This is a genomic window from Agrococcus baldri, assembly GCA_900114805.1.
In the GTDB taxonomy this organism is placed as follows: Bacteria; Actinomycetota; Actinomycetes; order Actinomycetales; family Microbacteriaceae; genus Agrococcus; species Agrococcus baldri.
Genome location: FOZN01000003.1, coordinates 569,943 through 590,109, shown reverse-complemented (window position 1 = coordinate 590,109; position 20,167 = coordinate 569,943). Strand labels below are relative to the sequence as shown.

Sequence of the window (20,167 nt, the reverse complement as noted above, 5' to 3'; positions counted from 1 at the left end):
CAAGCGCTTGAATGTCGCGTCAGACCCGTTCAGTGCCTGCCGTACCTCTCACGTCTCCGGGTTCAGGGGCTTGAGCAGCCGTGCCTGATAGAGTGTTCGTCATGGGAGCACTGATCCGCTAGTACGGGACACCACGTTGAGTTCTCTCCGTGGTGGGTCCTAAGCGCGCTGGGCAGTGTCACGCCGCAGACGCGAGGCCCCCGTACACCGTGCGACTCCTTTCTTGAGTCGCACCTGTTGCGATTCTGCTGGTGTCCTCACCTGCCGGTCGCGCAGAGGAGTTCCCCTTGACCCATCCAACACCACTTAGCCAACCTACGAGCACCACGAGAGCTCGCCATCGCATCTGCGCAATCCGCAACGGCACCGTGCGCTTCGCCGACCGCGTCGTGCTCCGCAGCATCGACATCACTGTGGGCGCTCACGAACGAGTCGCAGTGATCGGCGACAACGGTGCCGGAAAGTCGACCCTCCTCCAGGTTCTCGCAGGAGCCGTCCCCCTCACATCAGGCGAGCGTGCCGTCGACCTTCCGGGCGGGCTCGCCCTGGCCGAGCAGCAGCCTCACTTCCCGCCAGCAGCGACGATTTCCGATGCGCTGGATCAGTTGCTGGTCGACGTTCGCGATATCGAGGCGGCAATGCAGAACATCAGTGAGCAACTTGCCGATGCTCCTGAATCCGAGCTCCCCAGCCTCCTCGATGGCCTAGCTGAACTGACCGATCAGTTTGAAGCCAGGGATGGGTACGGCGTTGACCAGAGAGTCGATGCGGCGCTCGACCAGCTTTCCCTGAGTGACCTCGATCGCACGCGTCTCGTGGGGTCACTGTCCGGAGGCGAACGCACGCGACTTGCGCTCGCTGCGGCGCTGTCCGGAGGATCAGAACTGCTCCTCCTCGACGAACCCACGAATGACCTCGATGACAAGGGTGTCGCCTGGCTGGAAGACAGACTCGCGCACCATCGAGGCGCACTCGTCGTCGTGACGCACGATCGGGCTTTCCTCGATCGAATCGCAACAGATATCGTCGCGATCGAAGGCGGGGAGCTCCGGAGATATGGCAACGGGTACGCCGGCTATCTTGCTGCGCGCGACGCGGAGCGACAGCGGCTTCTCGCCCAGTACGAGGCATGGTGCCAGGAGCTATCCCGGAGTGAGGCACTCTTAGCATCGAACTCGTTCCGCCTCGCCGCGATACCACGCAAGCAGGACAGAGCCGGTTTCGGCCACGGCGCATTCCGTGCCCGAAGCAGCGACCACGGCGCGACGGGACGGGTCAGACAGGCCAAGGAGCGCGTGACACGACTGCACGCAGATCCGGTGCCAAGACCCGCAGACCCACTGAGGTTCACGCCAGACTTCACGGACCGGTCGTCCGACCAGAATACCGATGCGACGCCCCAGCATTCATTGCTGCTGGCAGCCCATTCCTTGGCCAACGGGCAGGACGTCGCTGGGCCGGGACTGGTGCTCGACTCGCTTGAAGTGTACGAGCGCGACCGCCTGCTCATCTCTGGGTCGAATGGTGCAGGGAAGACCACGCTGCTACGTGCGCTTGCAGGCGATTTTGTGGTTCAAGAAGGCGTGATCTGGCGGCGGCCTGGTCTTCGCTTCGCCTGGCTCCGTCAGGAGCCCGCGAGCGAGAGCAAAAGCACGCTCGCGGATACATTTGCGGAGGCCACACACGCCTACGTCGAGAACGCGGCAGAAACGCTTCTCGCGCTGGGACTCTTCTCGCCAGATGACCTGACGTTGCGCATGAACGAGCTATCTGTTGGGCAGCGCCGACGCATGGAAGTCGCCGTAGCAGTGTCTGCTCCCAGCGACATTTTGCTCCTTGATGAACCCACCAACCACCTCTCGCCGGACCTCATCGAACAGATGGAAGACGCGCTACGCGATTACCCAGGGGCAGTGCTCACCGTTACTCACGATCGGCGATGGCGAGAGAAGGCGCTGGCAGGAGGCAATGTACAAAGAGTTCATGTCGACCTCGGGGGCCTAGCAAGGACGGAGGATTGAAAGAATGATACGCGGAAGTTAGTAGACGATGCGCGCATCGCTTCAAGTTGCGGAACTCTGTTCTCAAGGGCATTCAGGGTGGGCCGAAGGCTGCATGCCCCTCGACTGGCGCCTATTCGATGCTGCTACAGAACGTGCGCAGCGCATACACGGCTTGTATCGGAAGAACGCCATTACCAAGAGCTGAAAGCCGACCCGAATAGGTAAGTCCGTGAACGGAGTCGGTGGTCCACCCGGCAGGTAGCCCCATCAGCCACTCAACGAACGCCGGCGCCGGTCGCGGCTCCGCGTCGTCGGTTACGATCGCCGGTGAGGGTGCGGCCTGCCGGTGATGTGTTCCCAGCGGGTGATGGCGTCGGCGTATCGTCCCCACCGTTGAACAGCTCGTCGATCAGCGACCACAGAGTCTCCGAGGCGTCCTTCTTGTTCACTGAGCCATGCGGTCCGTGTAGGGCGAAGTCGATGATCTGGTGCGATAGCGCGATCGTTCCGCGTCTGGCTTTCACCTGGTCCAGGGTCTCGCCGCCGCGGGAGGAGTCCGACGCCAACGGAGTCCGAAACAGCGCCTTGGCGGGTGGCGAGGATGAAGATGCGGAACCGGTGGTGAGGAGCGCCGAGAGCGGAAGCCGGTAGGCCGATCCACTTCGCGTCATACCGCAGGTCGGCCCAAATCGCCGAGAACGGCGCCGAGAGCCCGAAGAGGTCGCGCTGCGTCGTCTCCCAGACTCCACGTCGCGGATTCCAGATCGCCAAGGGTTGCAGGACTGGGGGTTGCGGGGTTGCGGTTGTCATCGGTTGCTCCTTGCGCCTGTGGACGGATTGCGCGGGCCGAGAGCAGGCCGCGCACGTTCTCGATCACGACTTGCCGGGGTTGCAGCACGTCAATCGCTTCGGCCATGTGCGACCAGAGCCCCGATCGCGTGCCGGGTGCGAGGCCGGCTTGTTTGCCGACGGTCGAGACGTCCTGGCATGGGAATCCGCCGCATAGCACGTCGAGCGGCGTCACCTGGTTCCAGTTGATAGTGGTGATGTCGCCGAGGTTCGGGGCTTCGGGCCAGTGGTGGGTGAAGACGCGGGCGACGGGATCGTTGAGTTCGGAGAACCAGGCGGTCTCGCCGCCGGTGGCGTGTTCGACGGCGAGGTCGAGGCCCCCGTATCCGCTGAACAACGATCCGATCCGGATCGGGCGTGGACCGAGTGGCGGCGTTGAGGACGGCATGACGGCTCCGGCAGGTCGGCGAACCCGACCCAGGAATCTCGCGGGGAGCCCTGCACCGGCTGATCACCTGCCAGGTGCACGACCACCACGAACAAGTCGGCCAGCCCCTGCCGACGTACTCACGACGCCGCTGTTCGATCCGCAGAGCCAGGCCGTCATCTGCCCCGTGCTTCGATAACCTCCGAGCCCTACCACGAGCTGCCCGAGCCCTACCACGAGCTGCCACACTTCTTTCAAGTGAGGATCGACGGGTTCGGGCAGTGCTTCGAGAGAATGGACTCTAGGAGTCTGGATCAGAGCAAGGAGCATGATGTCGTTCGGAGATCGATTTGGGTACACGCGACCTGAGCCGCAACGCACCCAGGTCGAGAGAGACAGCGACGCAGTGCGTCTCGTGCTGTGGAATGCGGTTAGTCGTGACGGGAAGAGTCCGCTTGCCGCATATCGAAAGCTCTGTGAGTACTCCCAGCAGCTGCCCGACGCAAATATCTGGAGCGATACTTACGCCGATGAGTCCGCGCGGCTACTCCTCGATCAGATGATCTGGCTGGACGTCTATGAAGCGTTGGAAGCTGAGGCTTCAGCCATGGAGGGGCCGTCGCGTGCGGAACTGCAGAAGTCGGTGAACAGGGCTTTGTCGCGGAGTGGAATCGCCTATGAGATGCGCGATGGTCGGTTCGAGTTCTACGAACCTGTCGCGAATGAGTTCGAGACTCGGCACGACGAGGACGAAGCAATCGCGTCCTTGACTGATGAGTTCGAACCCGTGCGCAAGCAGTACCTGAGTGCGTTGCGCAACCTGCGTAGCATGCCTGCAAACCTGGAAAGCGCTGTGGCTGACGCGCTCAACGCGCTGGAGGCGGTTGCGAAGATCGTCGAGGCGAAGCCCCACGCAACCCTAGGAAATGTTGCACGCAACCTATTTCCGGACAGTCCTGGATACCATGCTCCGCTTCGTATTGCGATTGAGAAGCTCTATGCCTACTCGAACCAGCTTCCGGGAGCGCGCCATGGACGCTACGCGGAGCCAGATATCGCACACGCTGAAACGGCCATGGTCGTGCGAACGGCCGGCGCGATCATCACCTTCCTCATCACCCTGCATAGGGGTGAAGCTGTAGCCGAGAATGCTGGCGCTGACTTCGACTTCGGGTTCTAAGTGAGGCTGGACCGACGACTCCTACGAACGAAGTCGGTATGAGGCGACCAGGTCCGGGCGCTGAGAGAGTTGCGTCTCCAAACGGCTGTCCGGCCATAGCTCGATCAGCGGCAGCTTGCCGTCAGAGTTGTGTTTCTCGACAATCGCAACCGCATCGGTGGTGAAACGGCCGCTCGTCGCAATCACCAATACCCGAACGATAGGTGGTTCCCAGAGCGACAGTGCGGCCAGAGTGTTCGTGACGTCCGTCGGAGCCACCGACTTCGACGTCCAGTGCTTCGCTTGAATGATGACCCGCTCGGTCCGAGTGGTTCCGCCATCATCTTTGATCACTCGCTCAGCAGACAGGTCGCGCCCTCGGTCGGGCGCGCGCGTCTTCATCAACCACTCGACGTTCTGATAGCTGGGAAAGCCGCGCAAGAGGTCGAACAGCAAACGTTCAAACCCGTCGTCATCGAGGACAGACCAGTCGAGGCCGATGCTCGCGCCACCCGTCGGCCGTGCTGAGGCCGCGACGCCGAGATCGATCGCAGGCACGGGCAGAGGGTCGAGCTCCGAAAGGCTTGCAGCCTCGATATCGGTGCGAACTGATGGCCAATCCATCTCCGCGATGTCGTGCCAGTCGTGACCTTGTCCGAAGTGAAGATGACGGTGCAGATCTCCCCAACGCCCCTTGCGTTCGGTCGTGTCTCCGAGTAGCCGTTCGATCTCGCTGATCGAGTCGGCCACCACGGTCGTTCGGGGATCATCGACACGTTCCGACGAGTCCGGCGCGATTGACTCGATGATCTGAGTGAGCGCCGTATTGATCGTGGAAGTGAGTTCATTCAGACGGTCATGGATCGCACGCCGTCGGGCCTGCCCAAGCCGGAAACGGTATTCATCGAGCTGATGACCTGGCAGTTCGAGTTGGTTCATCAGGTCGAAGGCCGGCTCGCTGATCTCGAAAAGCTCAATGAATGACTGTCCGGCTTCGTCGATGTCGGGCAGCTCTTCGGCTACTGTTACGCCATCAATGGGTGGGAGACCGTGGAGGAGCGGGCTCCATGCTCGGCGGAGGTCTTCATATTCGCGGCTCGTACCGCGCTGCGGGCTGGTCGGGATCATTGGCTGCGCACGATCCCAGATTGCCTGAAGCTTGGCCAGGTTCGCTGCGGCGCGATCCATCACCTGGAGTAGCTCGTCGAGATTCATCCATCCAGTCTCTCATCAGCTCTACTTCGACCTAGTTGATGTGACGGTTTCGATGCGGATGATGAGCGCCGGCGGCGGCTGCAAGTACCTCCTGCGCTCCGTCGTCACGGGTGTCGGCGACCGCTCCCTGTCAACCCGGCTCGTTCGCTACTACGCCAAGGTCTGGACCCCGCCCTCGGCGAAGCCGAGCGCGAAGCACCTTGGGTGCTCACCTGCTCAGTATGACGGTCTCGATGCGGGTGATGAGCGCCGAACACGGTTATGAGTACCTGCTGCGCACCGTCGCCGCTGGTGATGGCGACCGGGCACTCTCAACTCCTTTCACGAGGTATTACACGGAGGAAGGTACGCCTCCTGGCTTCTGGCTGGGCTCCGGTCTGCCGTACCTCGGCGACGGGCAGCTGACCGCTGGCGGGCGGGTGTCGGAGACTCAACTGCAGCTCCTGGTTGGCATGGGGCGCGACCCGCTCACCGGTGAACCTCTGGGAGAGGCGTACCGGACCTACGCCGGCGTGCAAGAGCGGATCGATCAGCGCGCGTCTGCCCTCGATCCGGGGATGGGACCGGTGTCTCGTGCCGAGCAGGTTGCCGCGATCGAGGCTGAGGAGCGTGAGCGCGGGACGCGGCGGGCGGTGGCGGGATACGACTTGACGTTCTCGGCGCCGAAGTCGCTGTCGGTGCTGTGGGGTGTCGCCGACGCCGGTACCCAGGCGTTGATCGCGGACGCGCACCATCAGTCGGTCGCCGAGGTGCTGGCGTTCTTCGAGCAGGAGATCGCGACCACCCGCACCGGCGCCGCCGGCCCGGAGGGCGCGGTCGCGCATGTCGATGTCGCCGGCGTCTTGGCAACGGCGTTCGATCACTACGACAGTAGGGCCGGTGACCCGCAGCTGCACACGCATGTGGTTGTGAGTAACAAGGTGTTGACGGTGCAGGACCAGAAGTGGCGCACCCTCGCCGGTCGCCCCGTCCACGCGTCGGTGGTGGCGGTCTCGGAGTTGTACAACGCGATCCTCGCCGACCGCATCACCAGCTGCCTCGGTGTCGATTGGGAAGCCCGCGAACGTGGCCGTGACCGCAACCAGGCCTGGGAACTCGCATCGGTCACGGAAGGGTTGATCGAGGAGTTCTCCTCGCGGAGTCGGGAGATCGAGTTTGAGACGGCCAGGCTCATCGACGCCTATTCGCAGAGGCATGGGCGTGTGCCGTCGGCGACGACGATCCTGAAGCTCCGCGCCCAAGCGACCCTGTCGACGCGGCCGGCGAAGCAGGTGCATTCGCTCGCGGACCTCACTCGCGATTGGCGTACCCGCGCCACTGGGCTGTTGGGTAAGGATGCGACGAGCTGGGCCACCGCCGTGACGAGCACTGCTAGTCAGTCTCCCGTGCTGTTGCGGGCGGATGATGTGCCTCTTGACACGATCGTGGAGCTGGGGCGGTCGGTGGTCGAGGTGGTCGGTGAGAAGCGGTCGACGTGGCGGCGCTGGAACCTGCACGCCGAAGCATCCCGTCAACTCATGGGCCTGCGGTTCGCGACTGCGCTCGACCGGGAGACGGTGACCGGGATGGTGACTGATGCCGCCGAGCAGGTATCGCTGCGGTTGACACCGCCAGAGCTGGCGTCGAGCCCGGCACGGTTCCAGCGCTCGGATGGGTCGTCGCGGTTTCGGCACGTTGGTGCGATGGTGTTCTCCACCGAGGCGATGCTCGCGGCCGAAGACCGCCTCCTCACCCGCGCGAACACCACCACCGCACCGACCCTCCCGCTCCGCACTGTGGAGAAGATCGTTCAGAAGCCAGATGCGGACGGGCGTACGCTCGGTCCCGATCAGGCCGACGCCCTCACCCGGATCGCCGTGTCGGGTCGAGTCGTGGATGTGCTCGTCGGCCCGGCAGGTGCGGGGAAGACAACCGCGATGTCGGCACTGAAACGTGCCTGGGAGCAGAACTACGGAGCTGGGAGTGTGGTCGGCCTGGCGCCGTCGGATGCCGCCGCGCAGGTGCTCGGTGACGAACTCGGCATCACGCCGGAGAACACGGCCCGCTGGTGGCAGCGCCACCTCCACCAGGGCAAGATGTTTCAACCGGACCAGTTGGTGATCCTCGATGAAGCCTCCCTCGCGGGCACCGCCTCCCTGGACCGCATCACCGAGATCGCCGCGACGGCGGGTGCGAAGGTGCTGCTGGTGGGTGACTGGTCGCAGCTGCAATCCGTGGACGCCGGTGGGGCGTTCGGGATGCTCGTCCAGGACCGTGACGACGCCCCCGAGCTGACTGATGTGCACCGGTTCACGCACCAGTGGGAGAGGCTGTGCTCCCTCGATCTGCGGCACGGCCGCACCGACGCCATCGACACCCTGATCGACCACGCCCGCATCCACGGCGGCGACCAGGATGCGATGGTCGATGCTGCCTACTCCGCCTGGCGCACCGACACCCAGGCCGGCCGGGCATCCATCCTGGTCGCCGAGACACGCGAGACAGTGACCCAGTTGAACGAACGCGCCCGCGCCGACCTCATCATCGACGGCACCATCACCCCCGACCGGGAGACCCCTCTGCACGACGGCACCCGCGTCTCGACCGGGGACCAGGTGATCACCCGGCGTAACGATCGGCGCCTGCGGTCGAGGAACGGGAAGAATCACGTCCGCAACGGTGACCGGTGGACGGTCACCGATGTGCGCGAGGACGGGTCGATCACCGTCCGCCCCACAGGGCGACGATTCGGCGGCGCGATGGTACTGCCCGCCGGCTACGTCGCCGAACACGTCGAACTGGGGTACGCGATCACCGCGCACCGCGCCCAGGGCATCACCGTCGACACCTCCCACGTCCTGGCCACCGCGACGACCACCAAGGAGAACTTCTACGTCGCGATGACCCGTGGCCGCGAGGGGAACCACGTCTACGTCGCGACCGACACCGCCGACGACACACACGTCGCACCGCACCCCTCCGACAACACCGACGCCACCGCGAGGTCCGTGCTCTACGGGGTGCTCCAGCACGTCGGCGCGGAACTCTCGGCGCATGAGACGATCACCGCCGAGCAGGAACGCTGGGGATCGATCGCGCAGCTCGCCGCCGAATACGACACCATTGCCCAAGCCGCCCAACACGACCGTTGGACCACCCTCCTCACCATGTCCGGCCTCGACCTTGACCAGGTTGACGCGGTGCTCGGATCGGACGCCTACGGCGCGCTCTCGGCCGAGCTGCGCCGCGCCGACGCGAACCACCACGACCTCGACACCCTCCTGCCCAGACTCGTGAAGGCGCGTGGGTTCACCGACGCGGACGACATCGCCTCCGTCATCCACCACCGCGTCGCCCGCGCCACCGCACGACCCGCCGGCTCCGGCCGCACCAGGAAGGCGCCGGCGTTGATCGCGGGGCTGATCCCGCAAGCCATCGGCCCGATGCCCGACGACATGGACCACGCACTGACCGAACGGCGTGACCTGATCGAACAACGCGCGAACGCAGTCCTGCGTAACGCCATCGCCGACAAGGAACCGTGGACAACCCAGCTCGGCACAACCCCGAAGGACGAGAAACAACAGGCGACATGGTGGCGAACTGCTCGCACAATCGCGGCGTACCGCGACCGCCACCAGATCACCGACATTCGGACACCACTTGGCCCCGAGCCGGATAGCGCCAGTCAGAAAATCGACGCCGCACGAGCCCGCGCCGCCGTCACGCAGGCCAGAGCACTTGCGAACGAGAACGCGGCAGCCGGGCCGCCTCGACTGCCTCGCGCCGTGGAGGCGACCCCGAGCCTTTGATGTGATTCGACCAGCACCACGTGGCGCGAGGCCCCGGAGGCTAGAGAAATCGCCCAGGCATCAGACCCGAACAGGAGTGGCGGCTCACTTCCCAAGCCCTACCCACAGTGAGCGAGCCCAGACGTTCAGACTGGTACGCCGGCGATTCTCCGCCCTCCGATCCACTGCACATGGGACAATCGACGCGAAGTCAAGCTCAGGTCGCCGATCGGAGCAAGCAACGCGAGGAGGCGACCGAGCATGTGGACCGACAACGAGACCGACCGCGACTTCCTCAACTTCGAGGGCGTCGCAGACACCATCGCCGAAGTCATCGTCAGTGCTGACGGCCGGCCCGTGTCGATCGGAGTGTCCGGCGCCTGGGGCGTCGGCAAGTCCTCCATGATCAAGCTGACCAAGACATCCCTCGCCAAGCATCAGCCAGCGCAAGGACACAAGAAGTTCGTCTTCGTAGAGTTCAATGCATGGTTGTACCAAGGATATGACGACGCTCGTGCAGCACTCCTCGAAGTGATTGCAAACAAGCTCGAAGCCGAAGCGGAAGCTCGCGAGACGGGAGTCGACAAGGCCAGAGATTTTCTCTCACGCGTGCGATGGTTCCGCCTCGCCAAGCTGATCGCGCTGCCCGCTGCATCCATGGCGCTGGGGCTTCCGCCAATAGGACTCCCAGGCGAGATTGTCGGAGTCGCCAACGACGCAACCGCTGGCAACCTGACTAGCGAAGGGCTGGAGTCTCTTGGCGAGCAGGCGTCGGCCACAGCTAGCGCTGCCTCAGCTCTGGTGAAGCCGAAGGAAGCGGTCTCGCCGCCGAAGGAGATTCAGGCCCTTCGCGATTCGTTCGAAGATGCGATCAAAGCACTCGACATCACGCTCGTGGTGCTCATCGACGATCTGGATCGGTGCATGCCTGGCACGACAATATCGACACTGGAAGCCATTCGCCTTTTCCTTTTCCTTGATCACACAGCGTTCGTCATCGCTGCCGACGACAACATGATCAAGTACGCCGTCAAGAAGCATTTCGGTGGACTCGAAGACGACGAACTGATCACCAACTACTTCGACAAACTTGTCCAGATACCTATTCGAGTGCCAGCGCTTGGAACGCAAGAAGTCCGCGCCTATCTCATGATGCTATTCATCGAGAACAGCGATCTTGACCAGGCGAAGAAGGATCAGCTTCGGACGTCGATTGCGGGCCAGCTCCGAGAGACTTGGAAGGGCAAGCGCGTCGATCGGTCATTCGTTAGTAGCTGCGGGATTGAGTTGAAGCCCGCGCTGCTTGCTCGGTTGGAGACAGCGGAGCGGCTTGCTCCGCTAATGACAACGTCTGAACGGATCGCAGGAAATCCCAGGTTGATCAAGCGGTTCCTCAATGCGCTTTCGATCCGTATGACAATCTCGACCGCTCAAGGCGTAGGCGTGGACGAAGCTGTTTTGGCGAAGCTGCTCCTGTTCGAGCGCTTGGCGTCGCCCTTGGCATACGCCGCATTGACCGCCGCGGTGAATGCCGATCCAGATGGGAAGCCTCAGATCCTGATTCCGTGGGAGGACGCGGCCACGAAGGAGGAGGAGTTCGAGCCCGACGAGGCGTGGGATGAAACGTTCGTGCGTGAGTGGTTGGCCCTCCCTCCGGCGCTCGGCCAGGTCGACCTTCGTGGCGCGCTCTATGTCGGGCGCGAGCACGCTCCCTTGGTCACAGCATCGGATCGTCTCTCGTCCGCTGCAGCCGATCTGCTTCGAGCGCTTGTCGAGGACCCACAGGAGTCGAACGCTCTCGTTGCCGACCTCGCGGCCCTGCCCCGGACCGAGCTGTCGATCATGATGGATCGCGTGCTTGCGCGCGCTCGTCAGGTCCAAGAGTGGGGCGCTCCGCCGATCTTGGACGCCTGCATTGCTCTAGCCACGGCCGACCCGAACCAAGGCCGGAGCGTTGCGGGATTCCTCATCGAGCGGCCTGGCAAACAGATTCAGGCAAGCATCGTGCCGAAGATTGAGTCCGAACTGTGGGCCGCCGAGGTGCTCAAACACTGGGCCGGTGCTGGGGATGTCGAGGGTCCTGTAAAGAAGGTCATCGAGGGGAGGTCGAAGAGTGGGAACATCGCAAAGTAGTACCGGACCGGGCGCTGGGGTCGCTCTCGTTCCGCCGTGGGCCGACGATGTGCCCTCAGGCGACCCTACTGACCCGAGTGCTGACAACGCCCCCGACGATTCCGATCAGACGCCGCCGCGGGAAGCGCCCCCCGCACGGTTCAGGGACACTCGCCGAAGCCTCGGAAGCTATGCCCGCAACGGAGACAGCACAGACCTACGTCGTGCGCTCGGTCACTATGTGAGAAGCGGTTACGGCGGTACCGCAACTATGACGCGTCGGCTTGGCGGAACCGCCGCCACAGCCGGGCGGCTGGGCACGATGCTCCAGTCCGGTCGAACGCCGGACGGGGCATCGCTTCGTGACGCAGCTCTGGCCAGTGGAAGCGACGCGAACGCTGTACTCGACGCGATCGTTGATACCGCAAGTCCCGCGGACGGGACGCAGGACAAGGAAGCGTCACGCCTGTCAATCCGCAACGCGCTATCCGATCTTCTTGTCAGGTTCCCGGATGCGGACCTCTTCGCGCTGACCGAAGCACAGAGAAACTACGTGATCGAGCGCTATGCGGCTCTGGACGTGTATGCGCGCTTCTGCCTTGACTTGCAGAAGACCGTGCTGGACAAAGCTCCAGATGCGGTCACAGGGATGCGCCGGCTGCGATACATCCGCGAGTTCATATCGGAACAGGTCTCGGAATCATTCCGCAAGATTCGCGACGAAAACGCATCTCCGACGACCCGGAGCATCGCTCAACTTACCCGTGCTGCGCTTCGCGAGACGCTAGCAGTTTTCGAGGAGTACACCTCATGAGGTACCTCAGCGTTCCGAAGTTGGACGGAACTGATCGAAGCGGCGACCAGACTCCCATCGTGTTGTTCGGACGCGACGGAAATGGCGACCTACTCACGGCGGGATGGTCTGCCGCGGAAAAGGTTCGCCGACAGAAGCTGATGCCGGATGCCGCCGCCTGGGACTTGCTCGCCATCGCCCTGTCAGTTGTTGTTGCCGACGGGACGACGTTGCGAAGCTCTAGCCCAGACGGATGGACCCGACAGATCGAACTTGAGATCGCGTTGAGCGATCCGGATCGGTGGAGCCCCCACGCTGATGCGATAGCCACGGCGTTGAGGTTTCTTACCACTGATCGTTGGACCATCTCGTTCCGAGATGGCGGAACGATTCCAACCCCACCCAAGAAGCCTCGATACCCGACGAGTGATGCCGTTGCTCTTCTGTCTGGTGGCCTCGACTCCTTGATTGGAGCGATCGACCTCACTGCTGCGGGAACGACACTGCTCGCCGTCAGTCAAACGGTGCGTGGAGATGCGGCAAAGCAAGACCGGTTCGCTCAGCGGATTGGCGGAGGTATCGACCACCTTCAGCTCAATCACAACGCGAGTACACCCCGCGGCCAGAAAGAGACCTCACAACGCTCCCGTTCGCTGATCTTCCTGGCATTTGCCGTACTGGCCGCGACCGCTACCCGTCGTCATGCCTACGGCCAACCGGTACCGCTCTACGTATGCGAGAACGGCTTTATTGCGATCAACCCGCCGCTGACGACTGCGCGCGTGGGAAGCCTCAGCACTCGAACTGCGCATCCCGAGTTCCTGGGACGGATGCAAAGCATCTTCGATGCCGTAGGCCTTAACGTCCAGATCAAGAACCCGTACGCGGAGAAGACCAAGGGCGAGATGCTTCGTGAGTGCCTCGACCAAGACCTACTGTCGACCGAGGCACCGATATCGACGAGCTGTGGTCGATTCCAACGCTTCAACTACAGACATTGTGGGCGCTGCGTCCCATGCCAGATTCGACGCGCATCGTTCGAGGCATGGGGGCGCCCAGACCCGACCGAATACGTGTACGACAACTTAGCTATCCAAGACGAGGACCATGCAGCGTTTGACGACGTTCGCTCCGTAGCAATCGCGCTGCTCACGATCGAGCAGGACGGCTTCGACCGCTGGCTCGGACCGACTCTCAGCTCTCCGCTCATTCACAACCGACTCGAACTTAGAGACATGCTGCAGCGTGGTTTCGGCGAACTGCGGACGGTCCACGAGAGATACGGCCTAGTGTGATCGACTTCCACTGCCACCTCGATCTTTACCAATCGCCACCTGCCGTAGCCGAGGAGAGTCAGCGCCGAGGTATCGGTCTGCTTTCGGTAACAACGACGCCCTCCGCGTGGAGCGGCACCGCGAGGCTCGCCGAGGGGCGGTCTGCGATCCGCACTGCAATTGGCTTGCACCCTCAACTCGCGGGACAGCGGAAGCATGAACTCGCTCTCTTCGACAGGTACTTGGCGAACACACCCTTTGTTGGTGAAGTGGGCCTAGACGGGTCGCCCGAGTGCCGTGCCTTCTGGGAAGACCAGTTGGAAGTCTTCGATCACGTGCTTCAGGCATGTAGTGCAGGCGACGAAAAGGTCATCTCGATCCACAGTCGCAGAGCGGCCAAAGACGTACTTGACCAACTTGACCGCTACGACCGGATCAAGACCCCAATACTCCACTGGTTCTCGGGCTCACGCTCGCAACTGGAACGTGCTATCGGGCGCGGATGCTGGTTCAGCGTTGGACCAGCAATGCTTGCCGGCGCGAAAGGCAGGGAACTCGTTGCGGCCATGCCCAACGGCAAGGTTCTCCTTGAGACTGACGGACCATTCGCACAGGTTCGGCGTCAGGGATTGAACCCGTGGGACATCACCGCGGCCCTCAGGCCGATCGCGGCGCTGTGGGGCGTGACGGAACGTGAAGCACAGCGGCGGATCGAAGTCAACGAGCGGGCGCTGCTTGCTTCTGTCGCAGCTGCGCTAGGCCGACCGACCACCTAGATGTGATGTCCAGGGACGTTGTTCTGCCCCCGCGCGCAATGACACCGTGCTGATTCAAGAAGTATCTGTCCAGACCGCTCACCATTGAAGGCATGTAGAGTTTGGGGCATGTCGAGTCCCGAATCAGACAGGTCAGGGGTTGTCGGTCACACCGCCAGCCCCTTGAACCACTAGTTACGACGCCCACGATCTGTGTGGGCGTATGTCTGGCGTACCCGGGGCGCTGGCCGTGGTGACAAGAAGAACCATTTCTTGATCTCACACCTCGGAGTACTCGATGCCTTTTGCTCTCTACATGCTTGCCCTGGCGGTCTTCGTCATGGGCACTTCAGAATTCATGCTCGCGGGATTGCTCCCCGCGATCGCGACCGAACTTGACGTCTCGGTCGGCACTGCAGGCCTGCTGACCTCCGCATTCGCGGTCGGTATGGTCGTCGGCGCGCCAGTGATGGCGGCATTCGCTCGCCGTTGGCCACCGCGGCTCACATTGATCGTTTGCCTTCTCGTGTTCGCGGGAAGCCACGTCATCGGAGCGATGACACCAGTGTTCTCTCTCCTGCTCATCACCCGGGTGCTCAGCGCTCTCGCAAACGCAGGATTCCTCGCCGTAGCACTGAGCACGGCCACTACCCTCGTGCCAGCGAACCAGAAGGGGCGTGCACTGTCGATCCTGCTCTCCGGCACGACGATCGCAACCGTCGTGGGCGTCCCCGCCGGGGCACTGCTCGGCACAGCGCTGGGCTGGCGAACGACGTTCTGGGCGATCGCCATCCTCTGTATTCCCGCGGCCGTTGGAGTCATTCGTGGCGTCACGAACAATGTTGGTCGGAGCGCGACTGGCGCGACCTCACCAAGGCTCCGTGTCGAGCTCAGTCAGTTGGCGACGCCGCGGCTCATCCTGGCCATGGCACTCGGAGCGCTGATCAACGGAGGGACCTTTGCGGCATTCACCTTCCTGGCACCCGTCGTGACCGAGACCGCGGGCTTGGCCGAAGCGTGGGTGTCCGTCGCGCTGGTGATGTTCGGCATCGGATCGTTCCTTGGCGTCACGATCGCAGGTCGACTATCAGATCAACGACCTGGCCTCGTGCTCGCAGTCGGCGGACCGCTGTTGCTGACGGGCTGGATCGTGTTGGCAGTGGTCGCATCTCATCCCGTTGCGCTTATCGTCCTCGTCCTCGTTCAGGGCTTCCTGTCGTTCGGCGTCGGCAGTACTCTGATCACGCGTGTGCTGTATGCAGCATCGGGTGCGCCAACGATGGGCGGTTCGTACGCAACCGCAGCATTGAATATCGGAGCTGCCGCGGGGCCTGTGCTTGGTGCGTTCGGGCTCGCGACCGGGCTGGGGCTGCTCGCGCCGGTTTGGGTCGCTTCGGTGCTGACAGCGATCGCTCTCGTCATCATGCTTCTCACCGGACGCGCGCTTACGAAGACCGCGGCGGAGGCCAATTGATGACCCATCCGAACGCTCTTCTCACTCCTCGTGCCCGTCTCCGGTTAGCTCGGCTGATTGTCGAAGACGGCTATCCGGCCACGATCGCCGCAAAGATGTTCATGGTTTCCCCGATCACTGCCCGGAAATGGGCCGGCCGCTACCGGGAAGAGGGTGAGTTTGGGATGCAGGATCGCTCCAGCAAGCCGCACCGGATCCCAGGCAGGACGCCCGAGCATGTCAAGAAGAAGATCATCAACCTGCGCTGGCGGCTTCGACTGGGGCCAGCCCAGATCGCTGCGCGACTTGGTCTCTCGACGTCGACTGTTCACGCGGTCCTCGTCCGTTGCCGCGTGAACCGCCTCTCGCATATCGATCGTGTCACTGGCGAGCCATTGCGGCGATATGAGCATCCTCATCCGGGATCGTTGATTCATGTCGATGTCACGAAGTTCGGCAACATCCCCGACGGCGGTGGACATCGTTACGTAGGTCGGCAGCAAGGCGCACGGAACAAGCTCGCGACTCCGGGATTACCACGAGGAAAAGATCACAAGCCGCGCACCGGGACGGCGTTCGTTCACACAGTCATCGACGACCACTCCCGCGTCGCATACGCAGAAATCTGGTCGGATGAGCAGGCGAGCACAGCGGTGGGAGTTCTCGAACGCGCCGTGGCCTGGTTCGCCGAACGAGGCGTGACCGTCGAGCGAGTCCTATCCGACAACGGGTCGGCATACAGATCCCACGCATGGAGGGACTTCTGCGCTCGGCTCGGCATCCGACACAAGCGGACACGCCCCTACCGGCCGCAGACGAACGGGAAGATCGAGCGATTCCACCGCACGCTCGGGGACGGCTGGGCCTATGCCAGGTTTTACGGTTCAGAGGCCGAACGACGCCTGGCGCTGCCCGGCTGGCTCCACTTCTACAACCACCACCGACACCACTCTGCGATTGGCGGCGTACCCTTCGACCGACTCAACAACGTCCCTGGACATCACAACTAGACAGCTCCACTTCACAGCCCGGAGGCCCTCACCCGTTGGAAGACTCAGCCCCGTGTCGAGAAACAACGTCCCTGGACATCACATCTAGGCGTTCTGCGATGAAGGTTGGATCCCAGCCGGGATTGAAAGTGTCGACGTGGGTGAATCCGAGCCGCTCGTATAGGCCACGCAGGTTCGGGTGGCAGTCGAGCCGCAGCTTGGCGCACCCCTGCGTTCGCGCGGCATGGCGGCAAGCCTCGATCAGCGCGGAGCTGACACCCCGGCCCGCATGTGTCCGTCGCACCGCGAGCTTGTGCAGATATGCGGCCTCCCCCTTGAGGGCGTCGGGCCAGAACTCGGGATCCTCGGCCGACAAGGTGCAACAGCCGACGATGCCGTCGCTGCAACTCGCGACTAGGAGCTCGGATCTCAGGACGAAGGTCTCCGCGAATGTCCGGTCGATCCGCGCGACGTCCCAGGCGGGCGTTCCCTTGGCGGACATCCACGCCGCAGCGTCGTGCATCAGCCGCACAACCTCGTCGATATCACCCGAGCAGGCGACCCGAACGTTCGGAGGCTCCTCGCTGTCCATTCGCTCCCCTGGCGCGGTATGAACCGCCGCCTCATAGTGCAGTTTGATCCTGACGAGCCCAGCATGTCTGCGCCCACCTTCGCGGAACCTGACCAGGGTCCGCTAGCGGGCGGCCGGAAGGTGAATGCTAGGCATGATCTAACCCTCGGTCTCTGGCGTCGCGACTGCGAAATTTCGCGAGGGTTTCCGAGAAGGTGATTGCGCTTCGCAGATCTCCAGGCGCGTGGGTGCGGACGTAGTCAGCGCCATTGCCGATCGCGTGAAGTTCCGCCGCAAGGCTCGCTGGACCCAGATCCTTTACAGGAAGGCCAACGGTGGCGCCCAAGAAGGATTTCCGCGACACCGAGACCAATAGCGGAAGCCCCAACGCCGACTTCAGCTTTTGAAGGTTCGACAGCACGTGCAGCGATGTTTCCGGTGCGGGGCTCAAGAAAAATCCCATCCCCGGATCGAGGATGAGCCGGTCGGCAGCGACCCCGCTCCGTCGCAAGGCGGAAACCCGCGCCTCGAAGAACCGCACAATCTCGTCGAGCGCGTCTTCGGGTCGAAGGTGACCGGTGCGGGTGGCGATGCCATCCCGCTGCGCTGAGTGCATAACCACCAGCCTGCAGTCCGCCTCAGCAATATCGGGATAGAGCGCAGGGTCAGGAAATCCTTGGATATCGTTCAGGTAGCCCACGCCGCGCTTGAGCGCATAGCGCTGGGTTTCCGGTTGGAAGCTGTCGATTGAAACACGGTGCATCTGATCGGACAGGGCGTCTAAGAGCGGCGCAATACGTCTGATCTCATCGGCCGGCGATACAGGCCTCGCGTCCGGATGGCTGGCGGCCGGTCCGACATCCACGACGTCTGATCCGACTCGCAGCATTTCGATCGCCGCGGTGACAGCGCCGGCGGGGTCTAGCCGCCGGCTCTCATCGAAGAAGGAGTCCTCGGTGAGATTCAGAATGCCGAACACCGTCACCATGGCGTCGGCCTCCGCAGCGACTTCCACGATGGGGATCGGGCGAGCAAAAAGGCAGCAATTATGAGCCCCATACCTACAAAGCCCCACGCATCAAGCTTTTGCCCATGAAGCAACCAGGCAATGGCTGTAATTATGACGACGCCGAGTCCCGACCAGACTGCATAAGCAACACCGACAGGGATGGATTTCAGAACCAGAGAAAGAAAATAAAATGCGATGCCATAACCGATTATGACAACGGCGGAAGGGGCAAGCTTAGTAAAGCCCTCGCTAGATTTTAATGCGGATGTTGCGATTACTTCGCCAACTATTGCGATAACAAGAAAAAGCCAGCCTTTCATGATATATCTCCCAATTTGTGTAGGGCTTATTATGCACGCTTAAAAATAATAAAAGCAGACTTGACCTGATAGTTTGGCTGTGAGCAATTATGTGCTTAGTGCATCTAACACCTGAATTAAGCCGCGCCGCGAAGCGGCGTCGGCTTGAATGAATTGTTAGGCGCTATGCTGCGCCGAGTCATTGATTGTGGCGCATGCGCCATTGAACAAATCATAGACGTCAACGGACTCTCCCTGCTCAATACGCTTAGAGATTGAAGTCATTGGGAAAACAAGCACAGAAGTACCTTCAAGTCTCAACGCAGGGTCACGGCCATACTCGTCCTCTACCGCGACCCAGTCCAGGCCCAAGTGCTGTGCCAACGCGTCCCCGAATGCGATACCAAGGCATTGCAGCTTAAGTGTGTCCTCTGGGTTGACCCAGCCGTTTGAAAGAATTGCGTCAACAACAGCCAGCTTGCCCTCAACCGTGTCGTATTTGTGCAGGGCCTGAGGCTCGTAGTGATTCCTCACCCAGTCCCGCTTTGCCTCAACGTCGGAAGAATCTTCCTGATTCAAAGCTTCGATGATCTGATCCATAGTGCCTAACGCCCTGTTAAGGTGTGAGCAACGCAATACCGAAGCCTCCGCATACCACCTTAAACACTAAACGCAACGCATAGTAAAAATGCCACGCGTTGCGAATCACTCTTAAACAGATTGTTAGCCCTTTGCCCAAATTTGGTACGTGTAATCAATATTTGAACTGAAACTTTGCTCAAATGTTTGCTTGAAGCCCTGTGGAACTGGAGGAAAAAACACATCGCCAGAGATATGCTTGTGAATCACTGAAAGATGGATAACATCTGCTTGATCGATTAAAGCTTTATATATTTCACCACCACCAGAAACAAAGATATGTGCTGTCGCATTGTTTAGGTAAGCTAATGCCGATTCAACACTTGCGAAATACACAACATCAGGGTCATTCGAGATAATTTTAGAACGAGTAACCACTGCATATTTTCTATTCGGAAGTTTACCCATTGAGTCGAAGGTTTTACGACCAACTAGAAGCCATTGATTGTAAGTCATGGCTTTGAATAGGAGCTGCTCGCCTTGTACATGCCAAGGTATATCCAATCCAGAGCCAATTACTCCATTCTCGGAAACAGCTGCCATAAGAGATATTTTCATTTTTCCTCCTGAGGGCTAACTTTGTTTTAGGGCGACTGCCCTGCTGCGTAACATCGTTGCTGCTCCATAACATCAAACATCGACCCACGGCGTAACGCGCTTGCTGCTTGGATGCCCGAGGCATAGACTGTACAAAAAAACAGTCATAACAAGCCATGAAAACCGCCACTGCGCCGTTACCACCGCTGCGTTCGGTCAAGGTTCTGGACCAGTTGCGTGAGCGCATACGCTACTTGCATTATAGCTTACGAACCGAACAGGCTTATGTCCACTGGGTTCGTGCCTTCATCCGTTTCCACGGTGTGCGTCACCCGGCAACCTTGGGCAGCAGCGAAGTCGAGGCATTTCTGTC

The 20,167-nt window shown here is 61.7% G+C and carries 19 protein-coding genes; 11 read left to right on the top strand and 8 right to left on the bottom strand.

Going from position 1 to position 20,167, the window contains the following annotated elements; genetic code table 11:
• The first annotated feature begins 344 nt into the window (after positions 1–344).
• A complete protein-coding gene (locus BM288_RS11160) occupies positions 345–2,021 on the top strand; it encodes an ABC-F family ATP-binding cassette domain-containing protein (RefSeq protein WP_092919084.1) in 1,677 nt (558 codons plus the stop codon).
• Positions 2,022–2,278: 257 nt separating this feature from the next.
• Here the strand turns inward: BM288_RS11160 and BM288_RS14685 are convergent, their stop codons facing one another.
• Positions 2,279–2,452 (bottom strand): hypothetical protein, encoded by a 174-nt coding sequence (locus BM288_RS14685; RefSeq protein WP_318255503.1) that lies wholly within the window; start codon positions 2,450–2,452, stop codon positions 2,279–2,281.
• A gap of 218 nt (positions 2,453–2,670) precedes the next feature.
• Entirely contained in the window at positions 2,671–3,189 is a 519-nt protein-coding gene (locus BM288_RS14680) for a DNA cytosine methyltransferase (RefSeq protein WP_318255502.1), read from the bottom strand.
• 358 nt (positions 3,190–3,547) lie between these two features.
• On the opposite strand from BM288_RS14680, the gene BM288_RS11150 reads away from it, so the two are divergent.
• Positions 3,548–4,399, top strand: a complete 852-nt coding sequence (locus BM288_RS11150; protein ID WP_092918815.1) for an AbiJ-NTD4 domain-containing protein — start codon at positions 3,548–3,550, stop codon at positions 4,397–4,399.
• A 21-nt stretch (positions 4,400–4,420) separates the two neighbouring features.
• On the opposite strand, the gene BM288_RS11145 is transcribed toward BM288_RS11150, so the two are convergent.
• A complete protein-coding gene (locus BM288_RS11145) occupies positions 4,421–5,593 on the bottom strand; it encodes a restriction endonuclease (protein ID WP_092918813.1) in 1,173 nt (390 codons plus the stop codon).
• Between the two features lie 221 nt (positions 5,594–5,814).
• On the opposite strand from BM288_RS11145, the gene mobF reads away from it, so the two are divergent.
• From mobF to BM288_RS11105, 8 genes are all read left to right on the top strand, one after another.
• On the top strand, positions 5,815–9,384 hold the full coding sequence (gene mobF, locus BM288_RS11135; protein ID WP_092918811.1) for a MobF family relaxase: 3,570 nt from the start codon (positions 5,815–5,817) through the stop codon (positions 9,382–9,384).
• Between the two features lie 240 nt (positions 9,385–9,624).
• Positions 9,625–11,496, top strand: coding sequence for a KAP family P-loop NTPase fold protein (locus tag BM288_RS11130; protein WP_092918809.1), 1,872 nt, complete (start codon positions 9,625–9,627; stop codon positions 11,494–11,496).
• The gene (gene qatB, locus BM288_RS11125; protein WP_092918807.1) at positions 11,477–12,289 is read left to right on the top strand and encodes a Qat anti-phage system associated protein QatB; all 813 of its coding nucleotides are present in this window, start codon (positions 11,477–11,479) and stop codon (positions 12,287–12,289) included. Before BM288_RS11130 ends, qatB begins: the two co-directional genes overlap by 20 nt.
• Entirely contained in the window at positions 12,286–13,563 is a 1,278-nt protein-coding gene (qatC, locus tag BM288_RS11120; RefSeq protein ID WP_092918805.1) for a Qat anti-phage system QueC-like protein QatC, read from the top strand. Before qatB ends, qatC begins: the two co-directional genes overlap by 4 nt.
• Positions 13,560–14,318 carry a Qat anti-phage system TatD family nuclease QatD gene (gene qatD, locus BM288_RS11115; protein WP_092918803.1) on the top strand — a complete coding sequence of 253 codons (759 nt, stop codon included), beginning with the start codon at positions 13,560–13,562 and terminating at the stop codon, positions 14,316–14,318. The genes qatC and qatD overlap by 4 nt, the downstream gene beginning before the upstream one ends.
• 202 nt (positions 14,319–14,520) lie before the next feature.
• Entirely contained in the window at positions 14,521–14,574 is a 54-nt protein-coding gene (locus BM288_RS14740; RefSeq protein ID WP_011113070.1) for a chloramphenicol resistance leader peptide, read from the top strand.
• A gap of 21 nt (positions 14,575–14,595) precedes the next feature.
• Positions 14,596–15,771, top strand: coding sequence for a chloramphenicol efflux MFS transporter Cmx (gene cmx, locus BM288_RS11110; protein ID WP_092918801.1), 1,176 nt, complete (start codon positions 14,596–14,598; stop codon positions 15,769–15,771).
• Positions 15,771–16,760, top strand: coding sequence for an IS481-like element IS5564 family transposase (locus BM288_RS11105; protein WP_012359994.1), 990 nt, complete (start codon positions 15,771–15,773; stop codon positions 16,758–16,760). Before cmx ends, BM288_RS11105 begins: the two co-directional genes overlap by 1 nt.
• 28 nt (positions 16,761–16,788) lie before the next feature.
• On the opposite strand, the gene BM288_RS11100 is transcribed toward BM288_RS11105, so the two are convergent.
• From BM288_RS11100 to dfrA6, 5 genes are all read right to left on the bottom strand, one after another.
• Positions 16,789–17,331 (bottom strand): GNAT family N-acetyltransferase, encoded by a 543-nt coding sequence (locus BM288_RS11100; protein WP_092918799.1) that lies wholly within the window; start codon positions 17,329–17,331, stop codon positions 16,789–16,791.
• Between the two features lie 127 nt (positions 17,332–17,458).
• Positions 17,459–18,298 carry a sulfonamide-resistant dihydropteroate synthase Sul1 gene (gene sul1 / locus BM288_RS11090; RefSeq protein ID WP_000259031.1) on the bottom strand — a complete coding sequence of 280 codons (840 nt, stop codon included), beginning with the start codon at positions 18,296–18,298 and terminating at the stop codon, positions 17,459–17,461.
• A complete protein-coding gene (locus tag BM288_RS11085; RefSeq protein ID WP_000679427.1) occupies positions 18,292–18,639 on the bottom strand; it encodes a quaternary ammonium compound efflux SMR transporter QacE delta 1 in 348 nt (115 codons plus the stop codon). Before BM288_RS11085 ends, sul1 begins: the two co-directional genes overlap by 7 nt.
• Positions 18,640–18,795: 156 nt before the next feature.
• Positions 18,796–19,218, bottom strand: coding sequence for a DUF3806 domain-containing protein (locus BM288_RS11080; RefSeq protein ID WP_092918797.1), 423 nt, complete (start codon positions 19,216–19,218; stop codon positions 18,796–18,798).
• Positions 19,219–19,341: 123 nt separating this feature from the next.
• Entirely contained in the window at positions 19,342–19,815 is a 474-nt protein-coding gene (dfrA6, locus tag BM288_RS11070) for a trimethoprim-resistant dihydrofolate reductase DfrA6 (RefSeq protein ID WP_063844458.1), read from the bottom strand.
• 155 nt (positions 19,816–19,970) lie between these two features.
• Between dfrA6 and BM288_RS11065 the strand changes: the two genes are divergently transcribed.
• The coding region (locus tag BM288_RS11065) for a phage integrase N-terminal SAM-like domain-containing protein (protein WP_039071829.1) at positions 19,971–20,167 on the top strand (197 nt) is incomplete at its 3' end.

What these genes read in the sequence shown, in the direction of transcription:
- dfrA6 (WP_063844458.1), bottom strand. Translation starts at nt 19,815, where the DNA reads ATGAAAATATCTCTTATGGCAGCTGTTTCCGAGAATGGAGTAATTGGC.
- BM288_RS11130 (WP_092918809.1), top strand. Translation starts at nt 9,625, where the DNA reads ATGTGGACCGACAACGAGACCGACCGCGACTTCCTCAACTTCGAGGGC.
- BM288_RS11100 (WP_092918799.1), bottom strand. Translation starts at nt 17,331, where the DNA reads ATGGACAGCGAGGAGCCTCCGAACGTTCGGGTCGCCTGCTCGGGTGAT.
- sul1 (WP_000259031.1), bottom strand. Translation starts at nt 18,298, where the DNA reads ATGGTGACGGTGTTCGGCATTCTGAATCTCACCGAGGACTCCTTCTTC.
- BM288_RS11145 (WP_092918813.1), bottom strand. Translation starts at nt 5,593, where the DNA reads ATGAATCTCGACGAGCTACTCCAGGTGATGGATCGCGCCGCAGCGAAC.
- qatC (WP_092918805.1), top strand. Translation starts at nt 12,286, where the DNA reads ATGAGGTACCTCAGCGTTCCGAAGTTGGACGGAACTGATCGAAGCGGC.
- BM288_RS11105 (WP_012359994.1), top strand. Translation starts at nt 15,771, where the DNA reads ATGACCCATCCGAACGCTCTTCTCACTCCTCGTGCCCGTCTCCGGTTA.
- cmx (WP_092918801.1), top strand. Translation starts at nt 14,596, where the DNA reads ATGCCTTTTGCTCTCTACATGCTTGCCCTGGCGGTCTTCGTCATGGGC.
- mobF (WP_092918811.1), top strand. Translation starts at nt 5,815, where the DNA reads ATGACGGTCTCGATGCGGGTGATGAGCGCCGAACACGGTTATGAGTAC.
- BM288_RS11085 (WP_000679427.1), bottom strand. Translation starts at nt 18,639, where the DNA reads ATGAAAGGCTGGCTTTTTCTTGTTATCGCAATAGTTGGCGAAGTAATC.
- BM288_RS11080 (WP_092918797.1), bottom strand. Translation starts at nt 19,218, where the DNA reads ATGGATCAGATCATCGAAGCTTTGAATCAGGAAGATTCTTCCGACGTT.
- BM288_RS11150 (WP_092918815.1), top strand. Translation starts at nt 3,548, where the DNA reads ATGATGTCGTTCGGAGATCGATTTGGGTACACGCGACCTGAGCCGCAA.